Below are 17,876 nucleotides of genomic sequence, written 5' to 3' on the forward strand. Positions count from 1 at the left end.
GCATGGCAGCGTTTGTTGCGATTCCCGCGTCGTATCGATGACAAATCGGCGACAGCGTCAAAAAAGCGCCGTCGCCGCTTCATCGATCAGATCAATCGCGGCAATAGCCCTCGCCGTCCTTGACGATCAGACATTCCTTCTTGCCGGCGAGATATTTGAGGCCGGTCTCGTCGCCATTTCCGCGGTGCAGGCTCAATTCCTCGGTGCCGCGCTTGAACTTGATGCCATGCTCGCTGTCATTGCCATCATAAGTTCCCTTGGTGTCGAGATCCGACTGCATCTCCAGCTTGTACTTTCCGGGCTCGCCCGGGGTGATCGTGACATACATGCCCTCGACGCCGGTCCACTTGCCGGCCCAGTCCGCAAAGCGATGCGGTGCGGTCGCGGGGTCGGTCGCCTCGGTGCCTTCGGCGGGAACGGTTTCGACCGGCACCTCCTCGGTCGTCGATTTGGTATCAGCGGGTGCCGGCGCTTCGGCCTTTTCACAGCCTGCCAGCAATATCATTGCAATGGCGCTCGCCAGAATCGTGCTCTTCTGCATCATGCGTCTCCTTCCCCGCCCAAACGCTTGGGCCTCGATAAGTTTCCTATTCGGTGATGATCTCCGCAAACTTCAGCGGATCGACATTGCCGCCCGACAGCGTGACGAGCGTCGCGTCGGTCACCGAGACCTTGCCAGCAAGCACCGCCGCAAGTGCCGCGGCGCCGCCGGGTTCGACGACCAGATGCAGCCTTTCGAACACCAGCCGCATCGCGTCGCGCACCTCGCTGCGCGTGACCGCCACCCCCTTCACCCCGCGCGCCTGCAACACCGCGAAGTTGATCGGCCAAGTCTCGGGCGTCTGGAGCGCGTCGCATTCGGTCGGGCAAGTCATATCCTCGACCGACAGGATTTTCCCCGCAGCAAGGCTGCGCGTCACATCGTCCCAGCCCTCGGGCTCGACTGCGATGATCTCCGCATCGGGCAGCGCGAGCGCGAGGCCCGCCGACAGCCCGCCGCCGCCGCAGCAGGCAATTACCTTGTCGGGCGCCGCGACCCCGCGCGCCAGCATCTGCGCTTTCGCCTCGATCCCGGCGCTGCCCTGCCCTTCGATGATCCACGGATCACCATAGGCGTGGACCAGCGTCCCGCCGCGCTCGGCAAGCAGTTTCGCCGCGACCGCATCGCGCGATTCGGTTACGCGATCGTACAGCACGACCTCGGCCCCCAGCTTCCTCGTCGCGACAAGCTTCATCGCCGGCGCGTTGCTTGGCATCACGATCGTCGCCTTGATCCCCAGCCGCTTCGCCGCCCACGCGACACCCTGCGCATGGTTGCCGCTCGACACGCCGACGACACCCTCGTTCGCCTGCTCAGGAGTCAGGTCGGTCAGCCGGTGCCAGGCGCCGCGGATCTTGAACGCCCCGACGGGTTGCAGGCATTCGGCCTTGCACCAGATGGTTTTGCCGGCGACCTCGAGCGGCAGCAGCGGGGTTTGCGGAAGCAATGCAGCGACTTTCGCCGCGGCGCGTTCGACCCCTGCAAGCGTGGGCGCGCGATCCGGATCGATCAGGGTCTGGGGGCTTTGCTGTGTCATCGCTTCGTCCTATAGGCCGCGGCATACAACACAAGCCGCAGACACGCGGACAGGAGATTTTTGATGAGCAAGGTTCTGGTGATCGGCGCAGGCGGCGTCGGTTCGGTCGCGGTGCACAAGATGGCGATGAATGCCGACATCTTTCCCGACATCACCCTCGCGAGCCGCCGCAAGTTCAAGTGCGACGCGATCGCCGAGTCCGTGCTCGAACGCACCGGTGTCACGATCAAGACCGCCGAAGTCGACGCCGATCATATCGATGCGACCGCCGCCCTGATCCGTTCGATCGGCGCGACGCATGTCGTGAACCTCGCGCTTCCGTATCAGGATCTCACGATCATGGAGGCGTGCCTGTCGACCGGCGCGCACTATCTCGACACCGCAAACTACGAACCGCGCGACGAGGCGAAGTTCGAATATCACTGGCAGTGGGCCTATCACGACCGCTTCAAGGACGCCGGGCTGATGGCGCTGCTCGGGTCGGGCTTCGATCCGGGCGTCACCAGCGTCTTCACGACGTGGCTCCGCAAACATCATTTCGACCGCATCGACACGCTCGACATTCTCGACTGCAACGGCGGCGATCACGGTCAGCATTTCGCGACCAACTTCAATCCCGAAATCAACATCCGCGAAGTGACTGCGGTCGCGCGGCACTGGGAAAATGGCGACTGGGTCGAAACCCCGCCGATGGCGGTAAAGCAGTCGTTCGACTTCGAGGCTGTCGGCCCGAAGAACATGTACCTCATGTACCATGAGGAAATCGAAAGCCTGAAGACCCACCTGCCCGAGATCAAGCGCATCCGTTTCTGGATGACGTTCGGCGACGCTTATATCCAGCACCTGACCGTGCTCCAGAATGTCGGCATGACGCGGATCGACCCGGTGATCTACGAAGGCAAGGAAATCATTCCGCTGCAGTTCCTGAAGGCCGTGCTCCCCGAACCGTCGAGCCTTGGCGAGACGACCAAGGGCAAGACCAACATCGGCGTCATCGCGACCGGCCTCGGCAAGGACGGCAAGGAAAAGACGCTCTACCTCTACAATATCTGCGACCATGAAGACGCCTATGCCGAAACCGGCAATCAGGCGGTGAGCTACACCACCGGCGTCCCGGCGATGATCGGTGCCGCGATGATGGTCACCGGCACGTGGGCGGGCGATGGCGTCTTCAACGTCGAGCAGATGGATCCCGATCCCTTCATGGACATGCTGAACAAGCACGGCCTGCCCTGGCAGGTAAAGGAACTGGACGCCCCGCTCGATTTCTGATTGCTGCGACGGGCGCCGGTTCGCGCCGGCGCCCGTTCCAGCAAGGAAATCGCATGACCGCCTATCTCGTGCCCATCGGGCTGCTGTTCATTTCGAACATCTTCATGACCTTTGCCTGGTACGGCCATCTCGGCGATGTCTCACGGCCGATATGGCTGGCGGTCCTGATCGCGTGGGGTATCGCCTTCTTCGAATATTGCCTTGCCGTGCCCGCCAACCGCATCGGCCATGCGGTCTATTCGACCGCCGAACTCAAGACGATGCAGGAAGTCATCACATTGCTCGTCTTCGCCGGCTTCGCGGTCTTCTGGCTCGGCGAGAAGCTGACGGTGAACCATCTGGCGGGCTTCCTGCTGATCGCTGCGGGCGCTTTCTTCATCTTCAAGGGGCCGATTGCCGCCTGACCTTCCAGCCGCTAGCCTCCGCCTCCGGGAGGAGAGCGACGATGGCGGACAATGGGGACATTTCACGGCGCACTTTCGGCGCAGGCGCTGCGGGTCTGGCGGCGCTCGGCACCACGCAGGCCTCGGCAAAACCTGCAAGGCCGGGTGCCATTCCGGTCGGCAAACCCTTCGTGATGACGACATGGGAGTTCGGCCCCGGCGCCAATGCCGTCGGCTGGCCCATGCTCGCCGCCGGAGCCTCGGCGCTCGACGTGGTCGAAAAGACGATCAACCATGTCGAACTGCTCGGCGACTATTGGGTCGGCGCGGGCGGGGTGCCCAACGAGGTCGGCGAGACCACGCTCGATGCGATGATCATGTGGGGCCCGACGCACGACGCCGGCGCGGTCGGCTGCCTCAAGCGCGTGAAGAAAGCGATCTCGGTCGCGCGCAAGGTGATGGAGGAAACGCAGCACAGCCTGATCGTCGGCGACGATGCGACGCGCTTTGCCGCGCGCATGGGCTTCACCGAAACCTCGCTGACCAGCGTCGTGTCGCAACAGGCGTGGGACAAATGGGCCGCCAAGGGCGAAAAGACCAACGCCTTCGCCCCCGAACCGATCGGCAAGGCCGACAAGCTCGCGGGCCACGACACCGTGGGCTGCATCGCGCTCGATGCGGCGGGCAATCTGTGCGTCGGCTGCTCGACCAACGGGCGCGAGTTCAAGATCCCCGGACGCGTCGGCGATTCGCCGATCATCGGCGCCGGCGCCTATTGCGACCAAGCGGTCGGCGCTGCGGTCGCGACGGGCAACGGCGACGTGATGATGCGCTTCCTCCCGACCTATCACGCCGTCGAACTGATGCGCGGCGGGATGGAACCGCAAGCGGCCGCACAGGCCGCGATCAAGCGGATTGAGGATGCGGGATACCGGATCGACGGCGGCGTTGTGGCGGTGCGCCGCGACGGCGCGCACGGCGGGGCCAAGACCGGATGGAAGGAAGCGCCCTTCAGCTATTCGGTGCAGACGGTCGCCGGAAATGTGAAAGTTCCCGTTAAATAGGCGGGAGGATCGGCGCCCCCTTCCTTCTCCTTTCCAAAGCCCCTAAATGGCGCCTCATGGAAACCAGAGCCGGCGACCCCGGGGCCTTTGCCCATTTCGACCTGACCCGCGTCCCCTCGCCCGCATTCGTGGTCGATGCCGCGAAGATTCGTGCAAACCTGTCGGTGCTGCGCCATATCGGCGATGCGTCGGGCGCCCGTGTGCTCGCGGCGCTCAAGGCCTTTTCGATGTGGTCGCTGGGGCCGGTGGTCGCCGAATATCTCGACGGCGTCTGCGCGTCGGGGCTTTACGAAGCGAAGCTCGGCCGCGGCGAATATGGCGGCCCGAACGGCGACAAGGAAGTCGCGACCTATTGCGCCGGCTACAAGGAAGCCGACCTCCCCGAAATCGCCGCGCTGTCCGATCACCTCATCTTCAACTCGCCGGGGCAGATCGCCCGTTTTCGTCCGCTGCTCGACGAACTGCGCGCGAACGGCGAGAGTTTCGACGTCGGCCTGCGTATCAATCCGATGCACAGCGAGGGCGAGGTCGCCAAATACGACCCCGCCGCGCCGTGCAGCCGCCTCGGCTTCCCGGTCACCCAATTGCTCCCCGAGCATATGGAAGGCGTCGACGGCATCCATATGCACAGCCTGTGCGAACAGGACTTCCCGCCGCTGCAGCGAACGTGGGACGCGGTGCAGCCGATGCTGCGTCCCTTCTTCAGCCAGCTCAAATGGATCAACTTCGGTGGCGGCCATCATGTGACGCGCGCCGATTATCAGACCGACGACCTGATCGCCTTCCTGAAACAGGTCCGCGCGGCGACCGACTGCGACGTGATGATCGAGCCCGGCGAAGCGATCGCGCTCGACGCGGGCATTCTCGTCGGCGAGGTGCTCGACCTGTTCGACAATGGCATGCCGATCGGCATCACCGACATTTCGGCAACCTGTCACATGCCCGACGTGATCGAGGCGCCTTACAGGCCCGCGATGCTCGATGAAGGCAGCGAAGGCATGCCGACCCGCCTCGGCGGCCCCTCGTGCCTCGCGGGCGACGTGATCGGCGACTATCGCCTGCCCGGCGGCGCCCGCATCGGCCAGCGCTTCGCCTTCCTCGACCAGGGGCATTATTCGATGGTGAAGACCAACAGCTTCAACGGCGTGCCGCTGCCGTCGATCTGGCTGTGGGACAGCGAGACCGACGCACTGAAGCTGATCCGCGAATTCGGTTACGAGGATTTCAGGACGCGTCTGAGCTGACGCCGGGTCAGAAATGCGATCCGTTGAAGATCAGCGCGACCGGACGGCCGCGCGGGTCGGTCGCGGCCAGCGCGTTCCACACATCCTCGCACTCGAACCCGCACGATATGGTGCGCTCCTCGTGCCGTGCGGTGATCTTGTAGCGCCCTGCCGCCGCCTGCCGGCAATTGTTCGCCGTTCGCGCCTTGGCGAAGGCTGCGTTGCGGACCGTATCATTGCCCTTGACCGGAATCGCTTTCACTGCGGCGCGCGCGCCGTCGATGCTGGCGCATAGGTAGACCGTGCCCATTTCGGTCGGATCATAGTTCAGCACGCCGCCCGGGATGAACTCCGACAACCAGCGTTCGTAGTCGTTTCGCGGATGCTTGTCGTTGCCGGTCTCGTCGACGATTCCGATCACCCGGGCGCCGCTGGCATTGACGCCGCGATAGACGAGATGCGTCTCGCCGCCGCCGGCGATCGGCAGGGTCCGCCGCGCAATCACCTGCTGGATCGTGATCGTCGACTTGGCATCGGGATTGTTCTGTGAACAGCCGGTCGCGGACAGCCCCTTGAAGAACAGGGTCGTGTCGATCGTGTGATTCCGCGGTGCGGGCTGCACGCCATAATAGCTGCCCAGCATCTCGCGCGCCGCTGCCTCGCTCGGGCAGATGACGGTCGAGAAATCACTCTGGATGTCGGTTTTCGCGGGCAGCGGCTCGCTCCCGCTCTGCGCCGCTACCATCATCACAAAAGCTGCCAGGCTCATTTCGGCTCCCTTTTTTGTTTCAATGACAGGAGCTTATCGTCCGGACGAAGCGAAGGTCAACCGGCGGGCGGCACAATTTCCGCCAGCGCCTGATGAATGTCGCTGACAACCACCGATCCTTCGCCGACCGACGAGGCGACGCGCTTCACCGACCCTTTGCGGACGTCGCCGATCGCATAGATGCGCGGCCAGCTCGTCTCGTACCGGCTCGGCATCCGGTCGAGCGACCAGCCCGCGCGCACGAGTTCCAACGGGGCGATGTCGGCGCCGGTCTTCACGAATCCCTTGTCGTCGCACACCATTTCCTTGGGCAGCCAGGTCGTGTTGGGGCTGGCGCCGAGGAAGAGGAACAGGAACTTGCAGTCGCAGAGATCCTCTGCGCCGGTGTCGCGGCAGCGATAGGTCAGACCGTCAAGCTGCCCTTCGCCGCGCAGCGCGACGACATCGGTCGAACCGATGATCTCGATATTCGGATGCTCCTCGAGCCGCTTGACCAGATATTCCGACATCGTCTCGCGCAGGCTCTTGCGGCGGAAAATGACATAAACCTTCTTCGCCACGCTCGCGAGATAGATCGCGCCCTGGCCTGCCGAATTGCCCGATCCGACGACGGTTACCTCCGCATTGCCGCACAGCTGCGCTTCCATCGGCGTCGCGCCATAATAGATGCCGCGGCCCTCGTAGTTCTCGATCCCCTCGATCGGCAGACGCTGATATTGCGCGCCGCTCGCGACCACCACCGCGCGGCTGCGAAGCTTGCGGCCGTCGACAAGATGGAGGCAATAAGCGTCACCGTCGCGGCCGATCGACGCCGCGCGCACCGGCGAAACCAGCCGCGCACCGAATTTTTGCGCCTGCACCGTCGCCCGGCGCGCCAGCTCGTTGCCCGAAATGCCGGTCGGAAAGCCCAGATAATTCTCGATCTTCGACGAGGTGCCCGCCTGCCCGCCGGGCGCGAGCGAGTCGAGGGCGATGACCGTCAGCCCTTCCGATGCCGCATAGACCGCTGCCGCGAGGCCTCCGGGGCCGCTGCCGACGACGAGGACATCGGCGGTCGCGCCATCGGGAAGCAGGTCAAGGCCGAGCCCCTGCGCCAGTTGCTCGGGCGTCGGCTGGATCAAAATGTCGGCCGCCCCCAGAATGACTGCGGGCAACTGGTCTTCGGTCAGGCCTCGTTCGGCCATCAGATGTGCCGCGACTGGCCCGTCGGCCGGATCAAACCAGCGATGCGCAACGCCATGCTTCATCAACAGGTCGCGCAATGCATAGACGCTGCGGTCCATCGCCGCGCCGAGCACGATGATCGCGGCGAAGCCCCGACTGTTGCCGAACTCGCGCCGCGCCGCGAACACGCGCACGAACACGTCGGAGAAGTGACTGTTGCCGGAGATCAGCCGCTGGAAGCTGTCATAAGGGATCCGCAGGATATCCCCGTCGGCGCCCATCTCGATCCGCGACAGATGCCGTTGGCCGGTCAGGACCGACAGATCGCCCGCGAACTGCCCGCGCTCCATCCACCCGACGCGCCGCAGTCCCTCGTCGGTCGTCGCAAAAATATCGGTGTGCCCCGACAGCGTGACGATGCAATCGGGCGCCATTGTCCCCTCGGCCAGAATCAGATCGCCCGCCTTGTGCGATTCGACCGTTCCGAAGGGAATCAGCTCCTCGAGTTCGGCGTCGGAGAAGGTATGATTGACGTCGGCGGGAGGGTTCATGGCGCGCGGATCCTTTCGGCGGGAAGAGCGGACCGTCGATAGCGTGAGTCGCGCTTTTTGTCTCGCCTGTCCCCGGTTACCGCGCGTCAGGCCCGTTTCGGCGCGACTGTTACCGGGGCGTTACAAAATTGCGCGATAGGGTCTTTACAGGGGGCCCCCCCCTGCATATATCGCCCTCCGCTGCCCCAGGGGGACTTCCAATAACCGCAAGGCAGCCTTGGATGTTTAACGTTATTTTTGGGGGTCCCTTGAGTTGCACCAGCATCATAGCGCCCACGGGCTGATTCAGGCACTTTCGCCGGTCGAACCTGTTACGCTTGTCCGTCCGCACGCGGCGGCGCGCGCAGCGCGTTTCTTCATCGACCGTTTTCCCGGCACGACCATGTATGCGGTCAAGGCGAATCCGTCGCCCGACCTGCTGCATATCCTGTGGGATTCGGGCGTCACCCATTATGACGTCGCCTCGATCGCCGAGGTACGCCTTGTCGCGCGCACCCTGCCGCGCGCCACGCTCTGCTTCATGCATCCGGTAAAGGCCGAGGAAGCGATTTCCGAAGCCTATTGGAAGCATGGCGTCCGCACCTTCTCGCTCGATACGATGGACGAGCTTGAAAAGATCGTCCGCGCCACCGAAGGCGCGCAGGATCTGAACCTGCTCGTTCGCCTGCGCGTCTCGTCGGACCATTCGAAGCTCAGCCTTGCCGCCAAGTTTGGCGCCGAGCCGGAGGAAGTCGCCGAGCTGCTGATGGCGACCCGTCAGGCCGCCGACGCGCTCGGCATCTGCTTCCATGTCGGCAGCCAGGCCATGTCGGCGCACGCCTATGCGCAGGCAATGGAGCGCGTCCGCGCCGCGATCGTCGCAGCGGCCGTCACGGTCGACATCATTGATGTCGGCGGCGGCTTCCCCTCGACCTATCCGGGCATGGAGCCCCCGCCGCTCGGCGCCTATTTCGAGACGATCCACCGCAGCTTCGAGAGCCTGCCAATCAGCTATTCGGCCGAGCTCTGGTGCGAACCGGGCCGGGCGCTGTCGGCCGAGTATAGCTCGCTGATCGTGCGTGTCGAAAAGCGCCGCGGCGACGAGCTGTACATCAACGATGGCGCCTATGGCGCGCTGTTCGATGCCGCGCATGTCGGCTGGCGCTTTCCGGTGACGCTGCTTCGCGAAACCGAAAGCGAGGCCGAGATGACCGCGTTCAGCTTCTACGGGCCGACGTGCGACGACCTCGACCATATGGCGGGGCCCTTCTTCCTGCCGGCGGACGTCAAGGCCGGCGATTTCATCGAAATCGGCATGCTCGGCGCCTATGGCTGTGCGATGCGGACGAAGTTCAACGGCTTCGGCGCAGAGGAAACGCACGTCGTCAGCGACGAGCCGATGGCGAGCCTCTACACCGGCGAGATCGAGCAGGAACGCCGCAGCGCGACGGTGACCAAGCTCTTCTGACTGACGACAGGCTATCGAAACAGGGGCCGGCGCCGCGATGGGCCGGCCCCTTTTCTATGGGCTGGCGCCGTCGGGCCGAAACGCTAGATTGCGCGGCCCATGCAGCCCTTCCATCATCTCCTTGCCAATAATCTGGTCGCGAACGTCACCAATTTTACGGTATGGTTCGCGCTGACCTTCTGGACCTTCCTCGAAACACAATCGGTGTTCGCGACGGGAATGATCGCGGGCATCTATCTGGTGCTCACCGCGATGCTCGGCATCTGGTTCGGCAGCCTCGTCGATCATCATGGCAAGCGCGTCATGATGATCGTATCGAGCCTCGCTTCGTGCACCTTCTATGCGCTGGCGCTGGGCGGCTACGCGCTCGACCCTTCCATTCGTGCCGCCGAGGTTTCGAGCCCGACCTTCTGGCTCTTCATCCTCGTCAGCATGTTCGGGATGATCGTCGGCAATATCCGCATGATCGCCCTGCCGACGCTGGTCACCCTGCTGGTGCCCGAAGACCGCCGCGACAAGGCGAACGGACTGGTCGGGGTTGTCAGCGGCATCGGCTTTCTGACCACCTCCGCGATCAGTGGCTTCCTCGTCGCCTGGGGCGGGATGGTCGCCACGCTCACCATCGCCATCGCGCTGTCGATCCTCGTCGCGCTTCACCTGTCATTCGTCCGCATCGACGAGGCGCGCGAGACAAGGGACGACGCCGAGCCCAATCGCATCGACCTCGCGGGCACCTTCCGGGTCGTCCTCGCTATCCCCGGCCTGTTCGCGCTGATCCTCTTTTCCTGTTTCAACAACCTGCTCGGCGGCGTGTTCATGGCGCTTATGGACGCCTATGGCCTGTCGCTGATGAAGGTCGAGGAATGGGGCATGCTATGGGCCGTCACCTCCTCGGCCTTCATCCTCAGCGGCGCGTTGATTGCGCGTACCGGGCTGGGCGCGAACCCGATCCGTACCTTGCTCTTCGTCTGCCTTGCCGAATGGATCGTCGCAGCGATCTTCACGATCCAGTCGTCGATCCCCCTGCTGGCGATTGGCTGCTTCCTGTGGCTGTTCCTCGGCCCCTATGCCGAAGCCGCCGAGCAGACCGCGATGCAAAAGGTCGTCCCCTATGAAAGGCAGGGCCGCGTCTTCGGCTTCGCGCAATCGGTCGAGTTGGCCGCCTCGCCGCTCACAGCCTTTCTGATCGCACCGCTGACCCAGTTTGTCTTCGTGCCCTTCATGACCGATGGCGCAGGCGCCGACGCGATCGGCGACTGGTTCGGCCGCGGGCCCGAGCGCGGGATTGCGCTGGTCTTCACGATTACCGGGCTGCTCGGCGTGATCCTGACGATCATCGCCTTCCGCTCGCGCTCGTACCGGCTGATCTCGACCGCCTATGCAAAAGGACCGGATTCGGCCCCGGCGGCATAACGCCTCTTCCGTTTCACTTCGAAATCATTCTATCCTCCCCTAAACGATAAGTGGGAGATAAGCAGCCTTGCTGTCCGGTATTCGCATCATCGACCTGACGACGGTCATCTTCGGCCCCTATGCAACGCAGATGCTCGCCGATCTCGGCGCCGAGGTCATCAAGGTCGAAACGCCGGGGCTCGGCGACGTCTCGCGCTATCTGGGCAGCGGGGTTCCCGATCCGACGATGGGATCGATCCACCTGACCGTGAACCGAGGCAAGCGGTCGATCGCGCTCGACCTCAAGAGGCCCGACGATGCCGCCGTCCTTCGCGATCTGGTGGCGAGCGCCGACGTCTTCTTCCACAATGTCCGCGGCAAGGCGATCGAACGGCTCGGCTTTGACTATGCAAGCTGCAAGGCGCTGAAGGCGGACATCATCTATGTTCATGGCACCGGCTTCGGACAGGATGGCCCCTATGCCGATCTGCAGGCCTATGACGACGTCATTCAGGCCGCGACCGGAACGACCAGCCTGCTGCCACGCGTCGACGGCAACCCCGCGCCACGCTATTTCCCGTCGCTGATCGCCGACAAGATCGCGGGGCAGTTCGGAGCTCAGGCGATCCTCGCCGCGCTCGTCCACAAATTCCGGACCGGCGAGGGACAGGCGGTCGAGGTTCCGATGTTCGAATGCTTCGCCTCTTTCATGCTCACCGAGCATCTGCGCGACGACACGCTCGATCCGCCGATCGGCCCGGCGGGCTATCCGCGCCAGCTCGACCCGACCCGCCAGCCCTTCCCGACGGCCGACGGCTATATGGCGATCGTGCCCTATACTCCGGACTCCACCGCGCGTCTGATGGGCCTGCTCGGGAGCGAAACCCTGCTTACCTCGCCCGAGTTCGAGGCCGCAAAGGCCAAGGGGCAGCACATGCCGCTCGTCTACAGCGAGATTGCGCGCAAGACACCCGCCCGGACCACCGCCGAATGGCTTGAACTCTTCGCGGCGAACGACATTCCGGCGATGGCCGCACGCGACCTGCAGGATATTCGCGCAGACCCGCACTTTGCCTCGACCGGCTTTTTCCGGCGGCGCGAGCATCCTGATGTCGGCGGCTTCTATGAAATGCAGCCGCCGGTCAAATTTGGCGCGGCCCCTGCGCGCGACATCGGTTTTGCGCCAAGGATCGATGGCGACGGCACCGCCATCCGCGCCGAACTGGCTGCGAGCCGGGATCGCACGTCACCCGTTGCATAATGGCCCGCGCCGCCTAGCATCGCGCGCGACACGAAAGAGGGGAAAATATATGTCGCAAAGCCTGCTCGCACCCGGCGCGGTTCTGGCACTCTGGACGCTGATGATGTTCGGCTGGGTTGCCGCCACGCGCTTCCCGGCGCTCAAGAAAACCGGGATCGACCTGTCGAAGGCGCCGCCGGGTGGCCGCGGCGCCGACCTTGAGGGTATTTTGCCGCCTGAGGTCAACTGGAAGTCGCACAATTATACGCATCTGCTCGAACAGCCGACCATCTTCTATGCGGTGATCGTCTTTCTGCAGATCGACGGCGGCAACACCGGCCTGACACGCGGCCTTGCCTGGACTTATGTCGGCCTGCGCATCGTTCACAGCATCTGGCAGGCAACCGTGAACCGCATTCCCGTGCGCTTTCTGCTGTTCCTGCTGTCGACGCTTTGCTTGCTCGCACTGTCGGTGCTGGCGGTGATCGCTACTTTGGGTTGAGGGGGAGAAGATAATGGAAACGAATGCCATATTGGGACCGGTGGCGACGCTTGCGCTCTGGTCGATGATCATGTGGGTATGGATGTACGCGACGCGCATCCCGGCGATGAGCCGCGCAAAGATCGACGCCAAAAATCTCGTTGGCACGACGGGTCGCGGGCTTGACGACGTTCTGCCTGCCGAAGTGCAGTGGAAGGCGCATAACTACAATCATCTGATGGAGCAGCCGACGGTCTTCTACGCGGTTGCGCTGGCGCTCGCGGTCGGCGGCCTCGGCGGCGGGCTTAACACGCAGATCGCCTGGGCCTATGTCGGCCTGCGCATCCTTCACAGCATCGTCCAGTCGACCGTAAACCGCGTGATGTGGCGCTTCGCGATCTTCGCGCTGGCAAGCCTCGCGCTGATCGCGCTCTGCCTGCACGCCTTCATCGGCTTCGTACTACACTGACGATGATCGGCTGAACCGCGCGGCCAGTTCCACATGGGTCGACCATCGGAACTGGCCGACGGGCTGCACCCAATCGATGCGATAGCCGCCCTCCAGCAGAATCTTCGCATCGCGCGCGAAGCTGGCGGGGTTGCAGCTGATATAGGCAATCGCCGGCACGGTCGATTCCGCGATCTGCTTAACCTGCTCCTCGGCGCCTGCACGCGGCGGATCGAGGATCACCGCGCCGAACCGATTGAGCTCGGCGGGGATCAGCGGCCGGCGGAACAGGTCGCGATGCTCGGTCGCGACCAAGGCTCGCGCACGGTTTGCGGCTCCCGTCAGCGCCGCGATCGCGTCGCGCGCACCTTCGGCGGCATAGACTTTGCGCCCCGACTGCACCGACAGCGCAAAGGTGCCGACGCCCGCGAACAGGTCGGCAACCGCCGGGGCATCGCCGATCGCGCGCTGAACCGCATCGATCAAAGCCGCCTGCCCCGTCGCGGTCGCCTGCAGAAAGGCAAAGGGCGGCACTTCGACCAATATGTCGCCGAAGCGCATCGTCGGCGGCTCGGGCTGCCATAGTGTTTCCAGCCCATCGCCCTGATCGATTTCAAGGCGGGCCAGCCGGTGCGCGCCGGCAAAATCCTGCAGCGCCATGGCGGCGTCGAGGCCTTCGGCCTTCACGCCCTCCAGAATCACTTCGGGACCCTGATCGAGCATCTGCAACTTGACCTTCACGGGACGGCGCTGCGGCGCCATCGTCTCAAGCAAGGTGCGGATCGGCGCGACGAGCGCGAACAGCTCGGGCAACAGTAGCGGACACATCCGCATGTCGACGACTTGGTTGCTCTGCGCCGCGTTGAAACCGAGCGCGACCTGCTTGCCAGTCCGGAGTGCGGTCAAAGTGGCGCGGCGGCGACTTTCGGGCGGCGACAACAGCGCCGGAAGCACTTCGTTTGCCGCAATCTGCTGGCCCTCAAGCCCGCCAACGACACGGTCGCGGACGAAATCGGCCAGCGCGGGTTCGGCGACATGCTGAAGCTGGCAACCACCACATTTGCCGAAATGACGGCAAACGGGTTCGGTCCGGTTGGGCCCGGGAATCAGGATGCCGTCGGGGCGCACGCGGTCGCCCGGAACGGCGCCCGCCACATGCCGGCCATCGGCCGTCACGCCATCACCGCGTGCGGCGATGCGCTCGATCAGCGCAGTCTCACTCATCTCAGTCCCTAATCAGATCGTCGGCCACCAGGCCGGGGCCTATACGGCGGGCTTGCGCGATATGCCAGCCCACCGCCGCCACCGCCGCATCGAATGGATCGCCGCCGCGCGCCAGCATCGCGCCGCACGCCCCCGCCAGCACATCGCCCGTCCCAGCCGTCGCCAGCCACGAGCTTCCCGGCCAGGCCGCCACGACCCGCCCATCGGGTGCCGCGATCACCGTGTCGGCGCCCTTGTAGATCACCACCGAACCACTATCGCCCGCAGCGGCTTTCGCGCGGTCGATCTTGCTCCCGGAAAAATCCGGAAAGGCGCGCACAAACTCGCCCTCATGCGGCGTCAGGATCGCTGCCCCGCCCTGCCTGGCGCGCAAGCGCGGCAACGCGACATCGATCGCCGCTGCGTCAAGCACCAGTGCCTTGCCCGCGTCGATCGCCGCCCCAACGTCGCGAGCCAGCGCCTCGCTCGCCGGATAACCCGAACCGATGACGATCGCGCCCAGCCGCTTGTCCAAAAGTCGCGTGGCATAGCTCGCCCTATCCTCGGCGATGATCGCCGAGAAAGGCGCTTCCTGCGCACCGCTCAGCACGACATAGCCCGCGCCCGCCCGCAATGCTGCAGCGGCCGTCAGCCCCGCCGCACCCGCCATCGGCCCTGCCCTGACCAGAACCATTCCGCGATTGAACTTGTGCGAGTTCGCGTCGGGATCGGGGACAGATTGCCTCGGCAGGGTCCGCATCATCGGGGTCGCGTCGATCCCGATGGGCGCGAGCATGATCGTCCCGCAATTCCGCGCCGCCGGCAGCAAAACATGCCCGGGCTTGAGCGCGCCAAGCGCTATCGTCGCATTTGCAGGCAGCGGCGGCTCCCAATCGTTGCCGCCGTCGGCATCCACGCCGCTCGGTACGTCGACCGCAAGGATGCGCTTGTCCGAAAACCCCGCCAAAATCCGCCCCAGATCGTCGGCCAGTGGCCGTTTCAAACCGACGCCGAACAGCGCATCGACAATCAGCGATGCCGGAGCCAGATCGTCGTCGATCGCTTCGACGGGGCCATCCCATTCTGCCCGGGCCGCGATGGCGAGATCGGTCTTCGGCGGCGCCAGCGCCGCCACCCGAACCGATGCACCACGCTCGTGAAGCATTCGTGCCGCGACATACCCGTCGCCACCATTATTGCCGGGTCCGCACAGGATCAGGATCGGCGCGCCCGCCGCCATCCGCCACGCGGTGTCGGCTACCGCAGCTCCGGCACGCTCCATCAGCTCGGCGAGCGACGTTCCCGCGGCGGCGCAAGCATCCTCGGCAGCGCGCATGGCGTCGTTGGTCAGGATCGGAGCATCAGGTGGAAGGACCATGTGCCGAACCTAGCACGGCGCGGGCGAAAGTCGCTACTTCGCGCCGCCGGTATTGGCCGGCAGGCGATAACGGTCGGCGCCGATCGCGACCTCAATCATCCCGTCGTCAACGATCGTTACCTTCGCGGGCTCCGACCCGTCGGCCGAAACCACGCCGCGCCCGTCGGTGGTGATCTGCAGGCGCCGGAATCCGACATTCTGCTTGCCGACGACCAGCACTGCGCCGTCGGGGCCGCTCATCTCGGTCACCGTGCAGTCGCGGTCGAACGCCTTCGCTCCTTCGAGCGCGCAATCGATGCGGCCATTGTCCGCTGCGTCCTTCGATCCGCGGGCCTCGGCTTCGGCGAGGGCGCCATTATCGGGACGGCCGTCGCATCCTGCAACGACCAGCAACGCCAGAACCGCCCCCCAACGATATGTCATCGCTTGCCCTTCAACTGCGACAGGTCGCGCACCGCGCCCCGCGCCGCGCTCGTCGTCATCGCTGCATAGGCCTGAAGTGCTACCGAAACCTTGCGCGGGCGCGCTTTCGCCGGCTGCCAAGCATCCTCACCCTTCGCCTCCATGGCTGCGCGGCGCGCGGCAAGCTCGCTTTCGGGCAACACCAGCTTGATGCTGCGCCCCGGAATATCGATCTCGATCAGGTCGCCGTTTTCGACGAGGCCGATCGCGCCGCCTTCGGCCGCTTCGGGCGACACATGCCCGATCGAAAGGCCCGACGTGCCGCCCGAAAAGCGTCCGTCGGTGATCAGCGCGCAGGCGGCGCCAAGTCCCTTCGACTTCAGATAGCTCGTCGGATAGAGCATTTCCTGCATGCCCGGACCACCCTTCGGACCTTCGTAGCGGATGACGACGACGTCGCCCGCTTCGACCTGTCCGGTCAGAATACCGGCGACCGCCGCATCCTGGCTTTCATAAACCTTGGCGGGTCCGGCGAATTTCAGGATCGATTCGTCGACCCCTGCCGTCTTCACGATACAGCCGTCGAGCGCGATATTGCCCGACAGCACCGCAAGCCCGCCGTCCTTGCTGAATGCATGTTCGGCCGACCGGATGACGCCCGCCTCGCGGTCGAGGTCGAGCGAATCCCAGCGCCGGTCCTGACTGAATGCGGTCTGCGTCGGCACGCCGCCCGGCGCCGCCAGAAAAAAGTGCTGCACGTCGGGATCGTTGGTGCGCGAGATGTCCCATTTGTTGAGCGCATCGCCCAGCGTCGCGCTGTGCACCGTGGGCAGATGCGCGTGGAGCAGCCCTGCACGCTCGAGCTGGCCAAGGATCGCCATGATCCCGCCGGCGCGGTGGACATCCTCCATATGAACGTCGCTTTTTGCGGGCGCGACCTTCGACAGGCACGGCACGCGGCGCGACAGCCGGTCGATATCGGCCATCGTGAAATCGACCCCCGCCTCGAACGCAGCGGCGAGCAGGTGAAGCACGGTGTTCGTCGACCCGCCCATCGCAATATCGAGGCTCATCGCGTTCTCGAACGCCTCGAAGGTCGCAATATTGCGCGGCAATACGCTCTGGTCGTCCTCTTCATAATGGCGACGGCACATCTCGACGACGATCCGTCCCGCGCGCAGGAACAGCTCCTTGCGGTCGGCATGCGTCGCCAGCGTCGAACCATTGCCCGGCAGCGACAGCCCCAGCGCTTCGGTCAGGCAGTTCATCGAATTGGCCGTGAACATCCCCGAACACGACCCGCAGGTCGGGCACGCCGCGCGCTCGATCTCGCTGACTTCCTCGTCGCTGTATTTCTCGTCGGCGGCAGCGACCATCGCATCGACCAGATCGAGGGCCACTTCCTTGCCTTTCAGGACGACCTTGCCGGCTTCCATCGGACCGCCCGACACGAACACCACGGGAATGTTGATCCGCAGCGCCGCCATCAGCATGCCCGGCGTGATCTTGTCGCAGTTGGAGATGCAGACCATCGCATCGGCACAATGCGCGTTGACCATATATTCGACGCTGTCGGCGATCAGGTCGCGGCTCGGCAGGCTATAGAGCATGCCGTCATGCCCCATCGCGATGCCATCATCGACCGCGATCGTGTTGAATTCCTTCGCGACGCCGCCTGACGCCTCGATCTCGCGCGCGACCATCTGACCAAGATCTTTCAGATGGACGTGACCGGGAACGAACTGGGTAAAGCTGTTCACCACGGCGATGATCGGTTTACCGAAATCGCTGTCCTTCATCCCCGTCGCGCGCCACAGGCCCCGCGCTCCCGCCATGTTACGGCCGTGGGTGGTGGTGCGCGAACGATAAGAAGGCATTTGGA

General features: G+C 64.6%; 17 protein-coding genes. 9 read left to right on the forward strand and 8 right to left on the reverse strand.

The annotated features are described in order from the left end of the window. Positions 1-91 precede the first annotated feature (91 nt). On the reverse strand, positions 92-544 hold the full coding sequence (locus ACQY80_RS17375; RefSeq protein WP_428682107.1) for a hypothetical protein: 453 nt from the start codon (positions 542-544) through the stop codon (positions 92-94). A 43-nt stretch (positions 545-587) separates the two neighbouring features. Further along, a complete protein-coding gene (locus ACQY80_RS17380; RefSeq protein ID WP_428682109.1) occupies positions 588-1,577 on the reverse strand; it encodes a threonine ammonia-lyase in 990 nt (329 codons plus the stop codon). A 63-nt stretch (positions 1,578-1,640) separates the two neighbouring features. Here ACQY80_RS17380 and ACQY80_RS17385 point away from each other — a divergent pair, with 63 nt between their 5' ends. The 4 genes from ACQY80_RS17385 to ACQY80_RS17400 are packed head-to-tail and all read left to right on the forward strand — an operon-like array spanning position 1,641 to position 5,540. Next, complete coding sequence (locus ACQY80_RS17385) at positions 1,641-2,849, forward strand: saccharopine dehydrogenase family protein (RefSeq protein WP_428682111.1); 1,209 nt, start codon at positions 1,641-1,643, stop codon at positions 2,847-2,849. A 53-nt stretch (positions 2,850-2,902) separates the two neighbouring features. Further along, entirely contained in the window at positions 2,903-3,253 is a 351-nt protein-coding gene (locus ACQY80_RS17390) for a DMT family protein (RefSeq protein WP_428682113.1), read from the forward strand. A gap of 41 nt (positions 3,254-3,294) precedes the next feature. After that, positions 3,295-4,296, forward strand: a complete 1,002-nt coding sequence (locus ACQY80_RS17395) for a N(4)-(beta-N-acetylglucosaminyl)-L-asparaginase (protein ID WP_428682115.1) — start codon at positions 3,295-3,297, stop codon at positions 4,294-4,296. A 56-nt stretch (positions 4,297-4,352) separates the two neighbouring features. Further along, complete coding sequence (locus tag ACQY80_RS17400; protein WP_428682117.1) at positions 4,353-5,540, forward strand: carboxynorspermidine decarboxylase; 1,188 nt, start codon at positions 4,353-4,355, stop codon at positions 5,538-5,540. 7 nt (positions 5,541-5,547) lie between these two features. Here the strand turns inward: ACQY80_RS17400 and ACQY80_RS17405 are convergent, their stop codons facing one another. Together ACQY80_RS17405 and ACQY80_RS17410 are read right to left on the reverse strand one after the other, a co-directional pair. Continuing rightward, entirely contained in the window at positions 5,548-6,288 is a 741-nt protein-coding gene (locus ACQY80_RS17405) for a hypothetical protein (protein ID WP_428682119.1), read from the reverse strand. A 56-nt stretch (positions 6,289-6,344) separates the two neighbouring features. Beyond that, the gene (locus ACQY80_RS17410) at positions 6,345-8,003 is read right to left on the reverse strand and encodes an FAD-dependent oxidoreductase (RefSeq protein ID WP_428682121.1); all 1,659 of its coding nucleotides are present in this window, start codon (positions 8,001-8,003) and stop codon (positions 6,345-6,347) included. A 253-nt stretch (positions 8,004-8,256) separates the two neighbouring features. Here ACQY80_RS17410 and ACQY80_RS17415 point away from each other — a divergent pair, with 253 nt between their 5' ends. The 5 genes from ACQY80_RS17415 to ACQY80_RS17435 all read left to right on the forward strand — a co-directional run bounded on the left by ACQY80_RS17415 (position 8,257) and on the right by ACQY80_RS17435 (position 13,032). Beyond that, on the forward strand, positions 8,257-9,450 hold the full coding sequence (locus ACQY80_RS17415; protein WP_428682123.1) for a type III PLP-dependent enzyme: 1,194 nt from the start codon (positions 8,257-8,259) through the stop codon (positions 9,448-9,450). A gap of 99 nt (positions 9,451-9,549) precedes the next feature. Next, positions 9,550-10,863 carry an MFS transporter gene (locus ACQY80_RS17420; protein WP_428682125.1) on the forward strand — a complete coding sequence of 438 codons (1,314 nt, stop codon included), beginning with the start codon at positions 9,550-9,552 and terminating at the stop codon, positions 10,861-10,863. A gap of 67 nt (positions 10,864-10,930) precedes the next feature. Then, positions 10,931-12,103, forward strand: a complete 1,173-nt coding sequence (locus ACQY80_RS17425) for a CaiB/BaiF CoA transferase family protein (RefSeq protein ID WP_428682127.1) — start codon at positions 10,931-10,933, stop codon at positions 12,101-12,103. 49 nt (positions 12,104-12,152) lie between these two features. Beyond that, positions 12,153-12,584 (forward strand): MAPEG family protein, encoded by a 432-nt coding sequence (locus ACQY80_RS17430; protein WP_428682129.1) that lies wholly within the window; start codon positions 12,153-12,155, stop codon positions 12,582-12,584. Between the two features lie 13 nt (positions 12,585-12,597). Then, a complete protein-coding gene (locus ACQY80_RS17435; RefSeq protein ID WP_428682131.1) occupies positions 12,598-13,032 on the forward strand; it encodes an MAPEG family protein in 435 nt (144 codons plus the stop codon). On the opposite strand, the gene ACQY80_RS17440 is transcribed toward ACQY80_RS17435, so the two are convergent. From ACQY80_RS17440 to ilvD, 4 genes are read right to left on the reverse strand one after another with little or no spacing between them, the layout of a single operon-like run. After that, positions 13,024-14,235, reverse strand: coding sequence for a class I SAM-dependent RNA methyltransferase (locus tag ACQY80_RS17440; RefSeq protein ID WP_428682133.1), 1,212 nt, complete (start codon positions 14,233-14,235; stop codon positions 13,024-13,026). The genes ACQY80_RS17435 and ACQY80_RS17440 overlap by 9 nt on opposite strands. A 1-nt stretch (position 14,236) precedes the next feature. Continuing rightward, complete coding sequence (locus ACQY80_RS17445) at positions 14,237-15,592, reverse strand: NAD(P)H-hydrate epimerase (protein WP_428682135.1); 1,356 nt, start codon at positions 15,590-15,592, stop codon at positions 14,237-14,239. A gap of 33 nt (positions 15,593-15,625) precedes the next feature. Beyond that, a complete protein-coding gene (locus tag ACQY80_RS17450; protein ID WP_428682137.1) occupies positions 15,626-16,015 on the reverse strand; it encodes a hypothetical protein in 390 nt (129 codons plus the stop codon). Further along, a complete protein-coding gene (gene ilvD, locus ACQY80_RS17455) occupies positions 16,012-17,871 on the reverse strand; it encodes a dihydroxy-acid dehydratase (RefSeq protein ID WP_428682139.1) in 1,860 nt (619 codons plus the stop codon). Before ilvD ends, ACQY80_RS17450 begins: the two co-directional genes overlap by 4 nt. Between the last annotated feature and the right edge of the window lie 5 nt (positions 17,872-17,876).

Origin of the sequence: Sphingopyxis sp. (assembly GCF_965279755.1) — a bacterium.
Classification (GTDB): Bacteria; Pseudomonadota; Alphaproteobacteria; order Sphingomonadales; family Sphingomonadaceae; genus Sphingopyxis.